This window comes from Mucilaginibacter sp. OK268, assembly GCF_900103125.1.
Taxonomy (GTDB): domain Bacteria; phylum Bacteroidota; class Bacteroidia; order Sphingobacteriales; family Sphingobacteriaceae; genus Mucilaginibacter.
Genome location: NZ_FNJV01000003.1, coordinates 1,016,714 through 1,033,180, shown reverse-complemented (window position 1 = coordinate 1,033,180; position 16,467 = coordinate 1,016,714). Strand labels below are relative to the sequence as shown.

At 40.7% G+C, this 16,467-nt stretch carries 12 protein-coding genes; 10 read left to right on the top strand and 2 right to left on the bottom strand.

What is annotated here, in order from left to right; all coding sequences use genetic code 11:
- Window positions 1–135: 135 nt before the first annotated feature.
- The 3 genes from BLR84_RS14655 (at window position 136) to BLR84_RS14645 (ending at window position 2,626) form a co-directional block, all read left to right on the top strand.
- Window positions 136–1,206 carry a sensor histidine kinase gene (locus BLR84_RS14655; protein ID WP_090469166.1) on the top strand — a complete coding sequence of 357 codons (1,071 nt, stop codon included), beginning with the start codon at window positions 136–138 and terminating at the stop codon, window positions 1,204–1,206.
- Window positions 1,203–1,943 (top strand): LytR/AlgR family response regulator transcription factor, encoded by a 741-nt coding sequence (locus tag BLR84_RS14650; RefSeq protein WP_090469164.1) that lies wholly within the window; start codon window positions 1,203–1,205, stop codon window positions 1,941–1,943. Before BLR84_RS14655 ends, BLR84_RS14650 begins: the two co-directional genes overlap by 4 nt.
- A 119-nt stretch (window positions 1,944–2,062) precedes the next feature.
- Window positions 2,063–2,626 (top strand): thioredoxin family protein, encoded by a 564-nt coding sequence (locus BLR84_RS14645; RefSeq protein ID WP_090469162.1) that lies wholly within the window; start codon window positions 2,063–2,065, stop codon window positions 2,624–2,626.
- Here BLR84_RS14645 and BLR84_RS14640 read toward each other — a convergent pair.
- Entirely contained in the window at window positions 2,623–2,892 is a 270-nt protein-coding gene (locus tag BLR84_RS14640) for a CHC2 zinc finger domain-containing protein (RefSeq protein WP_090469160.1), read from the bottom strand. The genes BLR84_RS14645 and BLR84_RS14640 overlap by 4 nt on opposite strands.
- Window positions 2,893–3,018: 126 nt before the next feature.
- Window positions 3,019–3,606, bottom strand: a complete 588-nt coding sequence (locus BLR84_RS14635) for an RNA polymerase sigma factor (RefSeq protein WP_090469157.1) — start codon at window positions 3,604–3,606, stop codon at window positions 3,019–3,021.
- Window positions 3,607–3,761: 155 nt separating this feature from the next.
- On the opposite strand from BLR84_RS14635, the gene BLR84_RS14630 reads away from it, so the two are divergent.
- From BLR84_RS14630 to BLR84_RS14600, 7 genes are all read left to right on the top strand, one after another.
- On the top strand, window positions 3,762–4,901 hold the full coding sequence (locus BLR84_RS14630) for a FecR family protein (protein ID WP_090469154.1): 1,140 nt from the start codon (window positions 3,762–3,764) through the stop codon (window positions 4,899–4,901).
- 213 nt (window positions 4,902–5,114) lie between these two features.
- Complete coding sequence (locus tag BLR84_RS14625; RefSeq protein WP_176852068.1) at window positions 5,115–8,417, top strand: TonB-dependent receptor; 3,303 nt, start codon at window positions 5,115–5,117, stop codon at window positions 8,415–8,417.
- Between the two features lie 27 nt (window positions 8,418–8,444).
- Window positions 8,445–9,962 carry a RagB/SusD family nutrient uptake outer membrane protein gene (locus BLR84_RS14620; RefSeq protein WP_090469148.1) on the top strand — a complete coding sequence of 506 codons (1,518 nt, stop codon included), beginning with the start codon at window positions 8,445–8,447 and terminating at the stop codon, window positions 9,960–9,962.
- A 109-nt stretch (window positions 9,963–10,071) separates the two neighbouring features.
- A complete protein-coding gene (locus tag BLR84_RS14615) occupies window positions 10,072–12,927 on the top strand; it encodes a sugar-binding domain-containing protein (RefSeq protein WP_090469144.1) in 2,856 nt (951 codons plus the stop codon).
- Between the two features lie 158 nt (window positions 12,928–13,085).
- The gene (locus tag BLR84_RS14610; protein ID WP_090469379.1) at window positions 13,086–14,918 is read left to right on the top strand and encodes a glycoside hydrolase family 35 protein; all 1,833 of its coding nucleotides are present in this window, start codon (window positions 13,086–13,088) and stop codon (window positions 14,916–14,918) included.
- Window positions 14,919–14,947: 29 nt separating this feature from the next.
- Window positions 14,948–15,262, top strand: coding sequence for an L-rhamnose mutarotase (gene rhaM / locus BLR84_RS14605; protein WP_090469141.1), 315 nt, complete (start codon window positions 14,948–14,950; stop codon window positions 15,260–15,262).
- Window positions 15,263–15,285: 23 nt separating this feature from the next.
- Window positions 15,286–16,131: a glycoside hydrolase family 16 protein gene (locus BLR84_RS14600; RefSeq protein ID WP_090469138.1), complete on the top strand. Its 846-nt coding sequence runs from the start codon at window positions 15,286–15,288 to the stop codon at window positions 16,129–16,131.
- The last annotated feature ends 336 nt before the right edge of the window (window positions 16,132–16,467 follow it).

The window sequence follows — 16,467 nt, the reverse complement described above, 5'->3', positions numbered from 1 at the left end:
TTCCTCCGTCGGCGAACTTTGCCTTTTGGGCGATTTTGGTTGTATTAAACGCTAAGCGGCTTTAATATTGGATGAATTACTATATTTCTTAATTTTAACAATCCCGGTGCAAAACATATTGTTGCCTTAGCTTAAATGAGTCTTAAATCAAAAAGTAACTTAATAACGGTACTTATCCATATCCTCATCTGGGTGATATTTGGCGTTGTGCTATTTCTTTATCAGCCACTTCCCTGGAATGTGGATATCCCAGTTCAGTTCTGGATAAAGCAATGGCTTATATTCTGTTTTCTTGTTATAGCTTATTATTTAAACGCAAAATTCCTTGTTCCCAGGTTTTTACTCGAAAACCGAACGGCGCTCTATTTCACCTTTGTCATAGGCCTTATTGTTGGATTGTCGGTTTTGTTTAACCAGATGGATAACTTTTTAAATATTCACCAGCTGATGGATGCGGCGTTTCACAAACACGGGCCAGCTCGGCACCGGGAAAGGGGCAGGGATATAGACATAGTTAGCCTGGCCCTTATTGCGTTGGTACTCGGCGTAGGCACCAGCTTTACCGCTATACAAAAATGGCAGGGAGATATCAGGCTCAGAGCAGCATTGGAGCAGGAAAAGATCAGCTCCGAACTATCATTCCTTAAGGCGCAGATCAATCCGCATTTCTTTTTTAACACTTTAAACAATATCTACGCCTTAACTTCGGTTAATATTGATACTTCGCGTAAGGCGCTTCATCAGCTGTCGCGGATGATGCGTTATGTGTTATATGATACCCAGAACGCCACCACGTTATTAAGCCAGGAAATAGCCTTTATTAAAGATTATATTAACCTGATGGAATTGCGTCTTACCGAAAAGGTTACCGTCAGCTTTCAATCGCCAGCCGTGTTAAAAGATGTACCACTTGCCCCTATGTTGTTTTTACCTTTTGTAGAAAATGCTTTTAAACATGGCATAAGTGCTGTTTTGCCCAGTAATATTTTGATCAGTGTGGAGCAATATGAAGAGCGCCTGGTGTTAAAGGTCGAAAATTCGGTGTTTGATGATCAGAGCGCAAGTCTGGAAGAAAATAAGGGTATAGGGCTTATCAATACCATTCGCCGGTTGGATCTATTGTATCCGGGCAAATATACCCTGCAAATCAATGACCAGGATATTAATAATATTTATTCAGTTCACTTAACCCTCAACCTGTTATGATATTAAATTGTATAGCTGTTGATGATGAACCCCTGGCCCTTGGCCTGGTATGCAGTTTTATTGAACAAACCCCGTTTTTAAAACTTATTGGCCGTTATGCCAGTGCTGTAGAAGCATTAACCGGTTTGCAGGAGCAAAGTATTGATGTGATCTTTTTAGATATTCAGATGCCTGATTTAAATGGTATGGAATTGGCAAGGGTGTTGGATAGTCGCGGTAAAAATAAGCCCCGGATAATTTTTACCACTGCCTTTAACCAGTTTGCATTACAGGGGTACCGGGTTGATGCACTCGACTACCTGTTAAAACCCTTTAACTATGAAGAGTTTTTGCATGCGGCCACCAAAGCTTTAACTTATGCCGAATTACTGCAAAAATCAAATAATGCAGCTTCGGCTGCTGATGAACGGATTGAGGATAACTATTTGTTTTTAAAAATAGAATACCAGCTGGTTAGAATTGCGCTGAACGAGATACTTTATATAGAAGGGCTAAAGGATTATGTAAAAGTATATGTACAAAGTGCCGAAAAACCCATGCTTTCTTTGACCAGCCTGAAAGCGCTGGAAGAAAAATTACCTTCCAAACGTTTTTTGCGGGTTCACCGCTCTTTTATTGTTTCGCTCGATAAGATAAACTCCATAACCCGTAATGCGCTTCAGATTGGTAAAGTGAACATAACTGTTGGCGATCAGTATAAAGAAGCTTTCGGGCAGTTTTTGAGTAAATGGGTTTAGGAGGCGACGAAAAGCGATACCTTTTTCAGTTCATACTATTTCATGAGATTTATCCAGCTGACTGGTTTTAAATTAAACATTTGTAAATTACAGCGCTTTTAACAATAAAAGCGTTATCAATGGATTTTTTAGCTTATCAGCAGATCTTTCAAAGTATTTTAGACGATCCAAATCCTCCTGTCCCTTATGATAACCCTGATTACCTGAATTATATCAGGTTAAACTGGTCGCGGCAGCAAAGATGGTTAAAGACAGGTATACTGAATAACGAGTTAGTGACTGTAATACAAAATATAAAAAAAGAGCAACTGTGGACGATCATCACCGAATCCTGGTGTGGCGACGCGGCTCATTCTTTGCCATTTATACATCTATTATCAGAACTGAACCCATTGATAAAGGTAGATTACCAGTTAAGGGATTCCGCGCCCTTTTTGATCGATCTTTATCTGACCAACGGGAAGAAAACTATCCCTAAACTGATCATCTCAGATCATGAAAATAATGATCTTGCTGTTTGGGGATCACGACCAGCGGAATGCCAGCTATTATACAACCGGTTGCTCGAAGAACATGTTGAAATGGAGCAAAAAAAGATTGCCTTACAAAAATGGTATAATGAAGACAAGGGTGTGAGCTTACAAAATGAACTTCTATTAATTTTCTATAAGCTAAACCATTAATTTCCTGATTCTATCAATTGTTGAATGGCCTCATCCCGGCTTTTGCCCTCCATATACATGATAAACTCTATCGGGCCGCCATCTTTGCCACAGCCAAAACATTTGAATATGTTTTTTTCAGGCGATAACATGAACGAAGTGCCCTGATCGGCATGGAAAGGGCATCGTCCTTTTAGGTTTCTGCGGCTTTCTACAAGCAAAATATATTTGGAAGCAATGCTGACCAGGTCGGCCCCGGTGTGGGAATAAGTTTCTTCGGCAGACATAGAATAGTATTCTGTTTTACAGCGGGCAAAAATACATTTTCAGTCTTTTTTTGAAAGATTCAGCAAGTCATTGTGGAAAAATAATTAGAGAGGGTTTTAAATGAAGTGATTGTACCGAATGAGCTGTTAAAACATACTGATGATCATAAATATGATCACAGCGGTATTCTTCAGTATGGATCTAAGAAATTTTAAAGCTGTTGTAATTTGATTTTCTACCGTACGTTTGGAGATGCCAAGTTGTTGGGCAATTTCATCATTTGTTAAATTACTCATCCTGCTCAAAAGAAAAATTTCACGGCAGCGTTTTGGTAAATCGCTTAATGAAGTTTCTACAGATTTTTCTAACTCCAAGTAGGTTATATTTTCATCAACCCGATCTGTACCATTGTTTAGGATGGTGAGATGGTCATAATTCTCAATGTATAATATTGCGGAAGATTTTTTTGCTTTTAACTTTTTATAAACATGATATCGTGCTGCTGAGGTAAGATAGTTTTTTAAGCAACCTATTTTAAATTCACTCCTTTTTTGCCAGATATTCAAAAATATATCCTGCACAATTTCCGAACAGGCATCCCTATCCTTTAAATATGAAAAAGCGGTACCGTAAATAACACTCCAATAACGTTCAAAAAGTGTTTCAAACGCTTTGGGATTATTGCGTGTTATTTCCTCCCACAGTTCAGAATCGGAGCAATTGTTTAAATGCATAATTGGTAAAATAAAAGTAGGTAATTAATTCAATAATGAAATGTATTTGTTACAATTAATATTGACATTTTGCTTGGTGATAAAATTTATTTTTTATTTTATGTGTGTCCGGTGCCTAAAAAGTCTCTACACTTCAATAAACCGGATAACTTTCCATGAGCCCGCAAGAATTTATTAACCTTTATGAGAAATACCTGTCTGGTAATTGTACACCGGAGGAAATAAATCAGCTCGAAGTATATCGTGATAACTTTGAACTGAAGGATTTGCCATGGAATGACGGGATGGGAAATAGAGAGGAAGTTAGGCTTGATATATTATATCATTTAAACCATAACATTACTGCGCCCAAAAAAAGTTCTAAAAGATATTGGGTAGCGGCCGCGGCGGTTTTAATTTTTGCTCTGAGTTTAATATGGGTGACCAGCCACAATGCTAATAACGCATCAACTGAAATAGTCAAAAACTCAGTAGGAGTAAAGGGGCCTGTACTGCCTGGAAACAACAAAGCTACTTTAACACTTTCAGACGGTTCTAATATTGATCTCACCGACTCTAAGAAAGGCTTATTATCAAAACAAGGTAGTGTAGCTGTAGGCAAATCCGGCGAAGGCGAAATAGTTTATGATGCCAAAGAGGGTGAAGCAAAAAGCTCGGTTACCTTGTATAACATAATCAGCACGCCCCGGGGAGGGCAGTACCAGGTTGTTTTATCAGACGGTACAAAAGTATGGCTCAACGCCGCGTCTTCTATAAAGTTTCCAACGGTTTTTACAGGTCATGAAAGAAAAGTAGAGCTAACAGGAGAAGCTTACTTTGAGGTGGCAAAAAATAAGGATATGCCTTTTAAAGTTGCCGTTGAACATATGAGTGTTGAAGTTTTAGGAACGCATTTTAATGTTGACGCCTATAAAGACGAGGCAGTTATTAAAACAACCCTTTTAGAAGGGGCGGTAAAGTTAGTAACAGGTGATCATCAGGCATACCTGAAACCAGGGCAACAAGCAACATTAAATCAGCAGCAATCATTTAATATCCGATCCGTGAATACGGAAGAGGCCGTAGCCTGGAAAAATGGTTATTTCATATTTAACAACGAAAACATCCAAAGCATCATGCGGAAAATTTCGCGCTGGTACGATGTTGAAGTTGTGTATAATGGTAAAGTTGATGAACGGGATTTTGGTGGCACCGTGTCACGTTTTGACAGTGTTACTGATGTATTAAAATCATTGGAATTAACAGGTACAGTTCACTTTAAAATGGAAGGAAGGAGGATTATCGTAATGCCATAAACTTACTTAATACTACTATTAAATAAGTTACCATAAAACCAGGAGCGATTGCAGCGCCCCCGGTTAAATACGCTTGCTTTTTAAGCAGCTAAAAGGGTAACAATCAATTGCTTCTAAAACCAATTTAATTAAACCTTTTTTCAAATGTATAAAGATAATATTGCATTTCCATGCAGGAGGGTCTCCTGTATGCCATTTAAAATTTTTAGGGTGATGAAACTTGTGTTAATTTTATTAATTACCACTATTATTCAGGCAAATGCTGCCTCTTATGCCCAAACTGTAAGCCTGAACTTGAAAAATGCTTCCATGAGAGAAGTTATCGAAGAGTTAAGACAACAAACCGGGTATCATTTTTTATATAAGATGCAGATGCTGGATGAAACCCGGAAGATCAGTCTTTCGGTAAATAATGAGCCCCTGGATCAGGTGCTCGAAAAATGTTTTGCAGATCAGCCAATAACCTTTACAATTAATCACAATACCGTTGTTTTACGGAAAAGAGTACCAGATAATAATCAGGTCCAGGCAGTAAAAATAACAGGTACGGTTACAGATGAAAAGGGCTTACCGTTGCCGGGTGTTAGCGTAAAAGTAAAAGGTACTACCAGTGGGATAATCACCGATGGTAACGGTAAATACGCTATTACCGTTAATGATAGTAAGGCTGTATTGGAGTTCACTTTTTTGGGATTCAGCAAACAGGAAGTTAGCATTAATGGCCGTACCGAAATAAACGTAAAGTTACAGGAAGCCCAAACCGCTTTAAATGAGGTTGTCGTAATTGGATACGGAACGGTTAGGCGGTCTGATCTTACAGGTGCCACAGCTTCGGTTAAAGGTTCTGATATAAAGGCTCAGGGTGTAAGTGACATTACAAGGTCATTACAAGGTAAAATGCCCGGAGTTACCATAGAGTCTGCCGGTGGTGATCCTGGTGCCGGAACACGGATTATGATCCGGGGGGTTGGTACTTTAGGAAACGGAGCTCCATTATACATTGTTGATGGTGTGCCAACGGCGAGTATCAACTATCTGAACCAGGTTGATATCGAATCTATTGATGTATTAAAAGACGCTTCTGCCGCGGCCATATACGGCTCAAGAGCCGCCAATGGCGTGGTATTGGTTACCACAAAAGCTGGCAAGAGTGGCGCCCCTGTGGTACAATTTACTGCAAATTATGGCAAGCAAAAAATAGCGCATGAAATTGATGTTCTGAATGCTCAGGAATGGGCTACAGTAAGTAATGCAGCCCATGATAATGCTGGCTTACCAAGATTGGATATTGCCAAAAACCCCGATCAGTTGGGTGCTGGTACCAATTGGCAGGATGCTATATATAGAACAGCCCCTGTTCAACAATATAATATGCTGGTAAGCGGTGGCAGCGAATCAACCAAATACAGTGTTTCGGGTGGATATAATGATCAGCAGGGTATTGTGGATGTAACCGGTTATAAGCGTTATAATTTACGCGTTAAAACAGAAACAACCAAAGGACGATTGAAGTTTGGCGAAACGGTATTGCTATCAAGAGAGAAATTTATCACCATGCCCGGTGGCTGGGGTGGTCAGGGTGGTAACCCGGTAGGATCTGCGGCAAAAATGATCCCTGTTTTTCAAATTTATGACCCAACAGCTGTAGGTGGTTTCGCCGGAGCTTACGGTCCGGTGGTTAATGTGGCCAATCCGGTAGCCCAGTTAAACCTGGAAAATATTAACCGCGAGTTTACCAATATCATAACTAATGCTTATGCCCAGGTAAACCTTTTACCCGGTTTAAACTATAAACTGAACCTGGGTTATACCAATGGTTTTACCAGCAACTATGATTACTCTAAAAGGTATGTAGTAGGCACTCTGTTCTCACATCCAACTAATGATATTAGTTTGAGCAAAGATCAAAATGTAATGACTTTGTTAGAAAATACCTTGAACTATGATAAACATTTTGGCAAACATAGTATACAGGCATTGGCCGGTTATGCTTATCAAAGCACTACCGATAATTATACAGCGGCAGGCAGAACAGATTTGCCAGATGGCATTGACCAGATAGATGCTGGCGCCGGCATCTCTACCAGTGGTGGTAACAAAAAAGTAAATAATTTGGTATCTATATTTGGACGGGCTATTTATTCATATGATAACCGATATCTGTTAACAGCCAGTTTCAGGCACGATGGCTCATCAAGATTTGGAAGTGCGCACCGTTACGGCGATTATCCTTCTATTGCATTGGGATGGAATATTTCAAATGAAAGCTTTTTTGGATCTTTAAAAAACACAGTTTCAACTTTAAAATTGAGGACGAGTTATGGTGTGCTGGGAAACCAGGAAATTGATAATTACCAGTATATTGCTGCCGTTGCATCAAATATAAATTACGTTATAGGCGCAGATCAGCAAAAATGGTTCGGGGCAATTCAAACAGCTTTAGCCAATCCCGACATTAAATGGGAAAGTACCAAAACTTCAAACATTGGTTTAGATATAGGTTTTTTACAGGATAAACTGAATATAACCGCCGATTATTTTATTAAAAAAACCACCGATCTTTTGTTAAACGTTCCTATACCTGGCTCTGTTGGATCTGTATCATATCCTGTAGTAAACGCAGGAGACCTGCGTAATAAAGGTATAGAGGTTGGTGTTAATTTTAATGATCATATAGGCAAATTAAACTATGGTGTTTTTGGTACAATAAGCGCTGTGAAAAATAAAGTAATAGCGCTTGGTACCGGTACACAGCAAATTTTTGGAGGACAACCTACTCATCACGGCGCTTCCAGTACGCTAACTGAAGCCGGTGGCTCAATAGGCTCTTTTTACCTGATAAAGGATATAGGCATATTTAACTCTCAAGCTGAAATTGATAGTTATACCAAAAACGGGAAGCCGATTCAGCCCAATGCCGCTCCCGGCGATGTTAAATTTCAGGATACTAATGGTGATGGCCAGATAAACGATAACGATAAAGTTAACGCGGGGAGCCCATTTCCTAACTTTGAATATGGCTTTGGCATCAACGCATCCATGTATGGTTTTGATATCAATATGTTTTTCCAGGGTTCTCAGGGTAATAAGATATACAATGGACTTAGGCAGGATCTGGAAAGTACCAACCTGGATTTTAATTATGCCCAATCAATGCTAAACGCCTGGACACCTACTAATCATTCTAATATTCCCAGAGCGGTTACCAGCGATCCAAACTTTAATAACCGGACATCAACCCGTTTTCTGGAAGATGGCTCCTATTTAAGAATGAAAACCCTGCAAATCGGATACACCTTAAATAGTGCACTGGTAAAAAAAATGAGGATAACTTCTTTACGTGTTTATGCAAGCGCTGATAACCTTTTTACGATAACAAACTATACTGGTTTTAACCCTGATCTGGGTAGGGCGGGGACTTCTCAACTGAATATTCTTGACCGGGGTGTTGATTTTGGGCATGTGGCTTATCCGCTGGCCAGAACCATCTCTCTGGGTATTCAATTGTCATTGTAATCAATAAGCGCTGTTAAAATTTAAATTATGAAAAATTCAATAATCATATTTTGTATAGCTGCTATAATTTGCAGCTGTAAGAAAAGCACATTAGAACTTCAAAACCCCAATCAAATAACTAACGAAACTTTCTGGAAAACCGAAACCGATGTGCAAAGTGCATTCGCGGCTACCTATGGGTTGTTAAGGGATGTAAATGGTGGTTTTTATGGAGTAAGGGGTATTGAGCTTGCTAATGGTCGCGGGGATGACTTTTTTATCCGTAACGACGTGGCCGATTTATATAAACTATCAACATTTACCAATACGCCTGATAACGGGCCTGCTAATGATCTGTGGAATACATCATATCGGGCAATTTTCAGGGCTAATCAAATATTAGCAAATGTTGGTAAAGTGCCTTTGAGTGCTTCAGGTCAAAAAGCTTATATAGCAGAAGCTAAGTTTTTGAGAGGGTTGAATTATTTTATCCTGGCCATTAATTTTGGAGATGTTCCATTGATATTGACCGTTCCGACTACTACAGAAAACTATTTTACAGCCAAATCTCCCGAAGCTGATATCTGGAAACTGGTGATCTCTGATTTTGCAGCTGCCAGTGTTGATTTACCCGCGTCTTATTCTTCGCAATGGGTTGGCAGGGCAACCAAGGGCGCGGCCCTGGCTTACCTGGGCAAAGCTTATGTATATGCCAAAGATTGGGCTAATGCAGAAACTGCTTTAAAACAAGTAACAACACTGTCGTATCAACTGATGCCTAATTATGGTGATAACTTTATCGCTTCTAAAAAGAACAACCAGGAATCGGTGTTTGAGATCCAGCTGGCTGATGTTGGCGGCACTAACCCTTGGGCCGGCGAAAACGCACAGGAAGCATTAGGAGTTACTACTGCTCAGGAATTTGCCCCATCAGAAGTAAGTGGATGGTTTGAAGTGAGCCCTACTGACAAGCTTTTTAATGAGTTTCAAAAAGAAAAAACTACTGGTAATGATTTTGATCCCAGGATGTATGCCACTTTGGTTTGGGATTATCCGGGAGCTACCTTTTACCAGAAACCATTCAGCAGTTTTAAGCTGGTATTTGGCTATCATTCCATGTTTAAAAAATATCAGAATTATAACCAAATCAATGAGCTTACTGGCGCAAGCGGCGCTTCTGATTATACCTCAAGCAATAATGAGCGGGCTTTGCGCTATGCGGATGTACTGCTTTTACTCGCTGAATCTTTGACGATGCAGGGAAAAGTGCAGGATGCCTATCCTTATATGAAACAGATCCGGGACAGGGCCCAACTGGCCGCTTTACCGGGTGGATATAGCCAAGCTCAGATGATGACCGAAATAGTGCACCAGCGGATGATTGAATTTGCCAGAGAAAACCAACGTTTTTATGATCTGAAACGTTGGGGTAAATTAGCGCAGGAAATTTCAAACAGCGATAAAGTAGGGAAGCAATTTTACGTGGCGGGTAAATATGATTATTTCCCCATCCCACAAAATGAGATCAATAGCAATCCGCAGATGAAGCAAAATTCCAACTGGTAACAATCAGTTGGGTATAACCTAAGCCTTTTTACCTTTTTGATCCGGTTGCTTCCATAAAACAGAAGCACCCGGATCATTCTGTTAAATTATAAATACCAATTTTAAACAGATGAGAAAACTAACCTTGCTGTTAATTGCCTTTTTACAATTAACTCTTATAACCGTTGTTAAAGGCCAATCAAAAAAAAGCGCTGTAACAGTAGGCTACAAAATAGATCTTTCGGGTAACTGGGCATTTCAAATTGATTCGCTGGATATAGGAATAAAGCAAAAATGGTATGGAAGTAACTTGACTAATAAGATCACGCTTCCAGGATCAATGACCACAAACGGATTGGGGAATGATATTACTGTAAATACACCATGGACCGGAGGTATTGAGGACTCCACCTGGTTCCGTAACCCCGGGTATGAGCAATATCGCAAGCCGGGTAATATCAAAATTCCGTTCTGGCTTCAACCCACCAAATATTATAAAGGGGCCGCATGGTATCAAAAAAAAGTAACTATTCCTGCTGTATGGTCTAAAAAGCATCTTGAACTATATATTGAAAGAAGCCATTGGGAAACAACTGTTTGGGTTGATGATAAGCAGATAGGCATGCAAAACAGCCTTTCCACTGCCCAGGTTTTTGATCTTTCTGAGGAGTTATCTCCGGGAAGTCATCAAATAACCATTCGTGTGGATAACAGGATAAAGAATTTTAATGTGGGGCAAAACTCGCACAGCATTTCTGATCATACCCAAACTAACTGGAACGGGATGATCGGGCGGTTGTTTTTAGAAGCCAAGCCACTGGTATACATTGATGACGTACAATTATATCCCGATATCAAAAATAAACTGGTTAAAGCGCGTGTACAGATCATCAATCGTACCGGAAAACCGGTTAGCACCTCCCTTAGCTTGTTAGCTACCTCTGCAAAAGCCACAACTTTAAAAACGTTATCAAAAAAGGTATCGATAGTAAAAGATACTGTTGTAGAAGTAACTTACCCGATGGGCGAAAAACCATTGTTATGGAGTGAGTTTACACCTGATATTTATAAAATGCGCGTAGGACTAACTACCACCGCAAATGAAAAAGATGAGAGATCGGTTACTTTCGGCATACGGAGTTTTTCGAGCCGTGGTACGCAATTTACCATTAATGGCAAGCCAACATTTCTGCGCGGGACTTTAGAGTGCGCGGCCTATCCCAAAACCGGTTTCCCGCCAACAGATCTGCAATCATGGCTGAAGATTATAACGATTTGTAGATCTTATGGGCTCAATCATCTGCGTTTTCATTCCTGGTGCCCGCCCGATGCTGCTTTTGAAGCTGCTGACCGTTTAGGGTTTTATTTTCAAATTGAATGCGCTTCCTGGGCTAACCAAGGTGCTACTATTGGCGACGGTAAACCTTTGGATCAATATATCTATGACGAAAGTAACCGGATAGTAAAAGCCTACGGAAACCACCCGTCTTTTTGTATGATGAACTATGGCAACGAGCCCGCTGGCAAGAATATGGTTAAATACCTGACGGATTTTGTAAGCTACTGGAAACAAAAAGATCCCCGCCATTTATATTCTACAGGTTCTGGCTGGCCCATCATCAGTGGCAGCGATTATAACAGTACACCGGATCCCCGGATTCAGGGATGGGGGCAGGGTTTAAAAAGTATTATCAACGGTCAGTCGCCCCGGGCAGATTATGATTGGACTGATATTATTAAAAAATGGCAACATCCAACAGTGAGCCATGAAATTGGTCAATGGTGTGTTTACCCCGATTTTAAAGAAATAAGCCAGTATGATGGTGTATTAAAAGCAAAGAATTTCGAGATCTTCCATGATCAGCTAAAAAAGAATGGTTTGGAAAATTTAGCCGAAGATTTCCTTTTTGCATCCGGCAAACTGCAGGTTTTATGTTACAAGGCAGATATCGAAGCCGCTTTACGCACACCCGGTTTCGGTGGTTTTCAATTATTGGGGTTAAATGATTTTCCGGGACAGGGTACTGCTTTGGTAGGTGTACTTAATCCGTTTTGGAGAGACAAAGGATATGTTACCGGGAAAGAGTATAGTCAGTTCTGCAATGCGGTTGTGCCGCTGGCCCGTTTGCCTAAAATGATCTATTTGAATAACGAAACATTTACCGTACCAGTGGAGATCGCTCAATTTGGTCGGCAGGAACTAAGCCACGTAACCCCTAAATGGAGTATAAAAAACGACTCAGGCGAAATTTTATTTAAAGGCGAGTTGGGCACAACAAACATCCCCTTAGGAAATAACATAAAATTAGGTGTAATTAAGCAATCATTAAACTCGGTAACCAAGCCAGCAAAACTTACATTAACTGTATCGGTTGGTGGTTATGAAAACTCCTGGGAGGTATTTGTTTACCCGGCTGTGCTTCCTAAAGTTAACCAGGAAATCATGGTTACAAATGTTATGAATGACAAAGCAGTTGAAACCCTTAATAAAGGCGGCAAAGTATTATTAACTCTAAAAAAGGGAGCGCTAAAAGGGGATAAGGGAGGCAATATAGCCATTGGTTTTTCAAGCATATTCTGGAATACCGCCTGGACTCATAATCAACCCCCCGTTACTTTAGGTATTTTATGTGATCCGCAGCATCCGGCTCTTAAGGAGTTCCCGACACAGCCTTACAGTAACTGGCAATGGTGGGATGCTATGTCACATTCTAACGCCATCCGTCTTGATTCAGTGGCAACCGGTTTGCAGCCAATTGTAAGGGTTATTGATGATTGGGTTACTGCGCAATCGCTGGGTTTGATATTTGAATGTAAGGTTGGCAATGGAAAACTAATCGTATCAGGTATCGATCTACAGTCTGATCTGGATAAACGACCCGAGGCCCGTCAGCTATTATATAGTCTTCAAAGCTATATGAATAACGATAAGTTTGATCCGAACCTAAAGATTGACATTCAAAAAATAAGATCATTATACCAATAGATACAAAAGGAAAGGATCGATCCATTGCTCCAGGCGTTTTTAAATGGTTTGTGAGAAAATATCCCCTGCAATTGGTGATTTTACCCCCTTTGTTTTACTTGAAAAAACCTGTATTTAGCAAATACAACCTGATAAAAATAATACGAACAATTAATTTTATGCTTTTAAGAAATAAGTTACGCGCTCTGTGTTCTGGTATTTTACTGTTAACAGCTTTATATACCCAGGCACAAACCCAACATTCTTTTGCTTTGTCTGATGCTGCCTTTCTGCTGGATGGTAAGCCTTTCCAGATGATCAGCGGCGAAATGCATTATCCCCGGGTTCCCCGTGAGGCCTGGCGGGCCCGCATGAAGATGGCCAAAGCCATGGGATTAAATACCATTGGCACTTATGTTTTCTGGAATTTGCACGAGCCTCAGAAAGGTACGTTTGATTTCAGCGGAAATAATGATGTGGCCGAGTTTGTAAAAATAGCTCAACAGGAGGGCCTCTGGGTAATCCTTCGTCCCAGTCCATACGTTTGCGCCGAATGGGAGTTTGGCGGCTATCCTTATTGGTTGCAAAACGAAAAAGGCCTGGTTGTTCGTAGCAAAGAAGAGCAATACCTGAAGGAATATGAAAAATATATCAAAGAAGTAGGTAAACAGCTTGCGCCCTTACAGATCAATCACGGAGGTAACATCCTCATGGTACAGATCGAAAATGAATACGGATCATACGGTAGTGATAAAGAATACCTGGAGATCAATCAAAAACTATTTAAAGAGGCTGGTTTCGATGGCTTGCTTTATACCTGCGATCCTGCACCCGATCTGGTAAAAGGTCATTTGCCCGGATTATTACCTGCTGTAAATGGTCTGGATAATCCGGCTAAAGTAAAAAAGATCATCAATGACAATCATGCTGGTAAAGGCCCTTACTATATAGCCGAATGGTACCCGGCCTGGTTCGATTGGTGGGGTACAAAGCATCATACCGTGCCTGCGGAGCAGTATAGCAGCCGGCTCGATTCTGTTTTAGCGGCAGGTATCTCCATCAACATGTACATGTTTCATGGCGGTACCACCCGCGGTTTTATGAACGGGGCCAATTTTAATGATGTATCACCCTATGAACCACAGATCAGTAGTTATGATTATGATGCGCCCTTAGATGAAGCTGGTAACGCCACACCAAAGTTTATGGCTTTCAGAAGTGTGATTGGCAAGTATTTACCAGCCGGTCAGCAATTGCCGCCGGTTCCGGCTACTAAACCCGCTGTGCAGCTCCCGGCTATAAAGCTTACGCAGGCGGGAGGTGTTCTTCAGAATTTGCCGGCACCTAAGACCAGCCCGAAACCGCTTACCTTTGAAGACCTGAACCAGGATTATGGTTTTGTGTTGTACCGCACCACCATAAAAGGCGGTGCAAGTGGCCTGTTGAAATTACAGGAGTTAAGAGATTATGCCATTATTATGATCAACGGGAAAACTGTAGGTACGCTTGATCGTCGTTTAAAACTGGATAGCTTGTCCCTTACCTTACCTGCGGGTAAGGTTACGTTGGATATCCTGGTTGAAAATCTTGGACGGATTAATTTTGGCAAATATCTTTTACAAAATAAAAAAGGCATTACCGAAAAAGTGGTGTTTAATCATAAAGAGCTTAACAACTGGAAAATGTATAGCATGCCCTTCAAAAATTTGAACGGAATAAAGTATCAGCCGGTAACATACAAAGGCACGGCGCCGGTGATCAAAAAAGGTTCATTTAGCCTGGATAAAGTTGCCGATACTTATCTGGACATGAGCAAATGGGGTAAAGGCCTGGTATGGGTAAATGGTCATAACTTAGGTAAATACTGGGGCATTGGCCCGCAGCAAACCTTATATTTACCAGCTGAGTGGCTAAAAAAGGGCAAGAATGAAGTAGTTGTATTGGAACTACTTAAACCCGGACAAACCCTTTTACAGACATCAGCAAAGCCGATTTTAGATCAGCTGCAATAAAATTTTGCTTCAGCCTAAATAAACCCGTTATGGAAAGAGTCGCTTTTAAAATGCATCTTTTACCCGGTAAAGCCCAGGAGTATAAAATGCGGCACGATCAGATATGGCCCGAACTGGTTGCTTTGTTAAGGCAGAGCGGTATCTGTGATTATCACATTTACCTGGATGAAGAAACAGGTACGCTTTTTGGTACCTATTTGGCGGCGGATTTAGATGCTATTAACCAGCTTCCGGAAAATCCGGTAATGCAAAAATGGTGGCAATATATGGCCGATATCATGGAAAGTAACAGCGACCATTCGCCCGTAGGCGTCCCATTGCAGGAAATGTTTTATTTGGCTTGATGGATCATCATAAGAGTTGCATAATGAAAAGGATCCTGGTCGTATTAACAGGGCTCCTTGCTGGTAATAATTTTGCAGGTAATTGCCAGGTTAAACAAGCTGATACTGCCGGTCATTATAAACTGGTATGGGCCGATGAATTTAATCAGGAAGGCGCGCCGGATACCACCAACTGGAAATTTGAACATGGCTTTGTGCGTAATCATGAGCTGCAATGGTATCAGCCACAAAATGCGGTTTGCCATAAGGGTTTATTGGTGATAGAAGCAAAAAAGGAACATTTACCAAATGCGGCTTATGTGGCAGGAAGCAGTGACTGGAAAGCCAGCCGGGAATTTATAGAATACACTTCGTCGAGCATGAATACGCGCGGGCAGCATAGCTGGCAGTACGGCCGATTTGTGATGCGGGCCAGGATAGATGTTGAGGCCGGCTTATGGCCCGCATTCTGGACACTAGGTATCAGTAAACCCTGGCCCTCCAATGGTGAGATTGATATTATGGAATATTACCGGGATAAACTCCTGGCTAATATAGCCTGCGGAACCGCCGAACCTTTTAAGGCCAAGTGGTATAGTAATACCAAACCGCTCACCAGTTTTGACAAAAACTGGAGCCGGAAATTTCATATCTGGCGCATGGATTGGGACGAAAACGCGATCAGTTTGTTTGTTGACGACCAATTGCTGAACCGGGTAGAGCTTAAAGACCTGGTTAACCGCGATGGCAGTAATTTTAACCCTTTTATGCAGCCGCATTATATTTTGCTTAATCTGGCACTGGGAGGCGACAATGGTGGCGATCCGTCACAAACAAAGTTTCCCCGCAGTTTTGAAGTTGATTATGTCAGGGTTTATCAGAAGAAATAACGTTAAGTTGTAAATATCAAAAGAGGCTGTATCATCAATCAAATTGACCATCCTTGCCGCTGTGCCATCTAGGAATTGAAATTTAGCCGATCATATTTATGGTTTACACTGTAAACCGTTTTTTTGATAGAAAAATATTGCAAATAATTGATATTCAATACAATAAATAAATTTAAATCCTAAAAAGTGTAAACCATGTAAACCCACTTTTTTTTAACGGAGTTAACCCAACCCAAGACTGTACATCAATTCGTGATTGAATATCCGGATAGATCAAAGAAAAAGAGGCTGATCATGATTTATGATACAGCCTCTTTTGATTAAATAGTATATTGA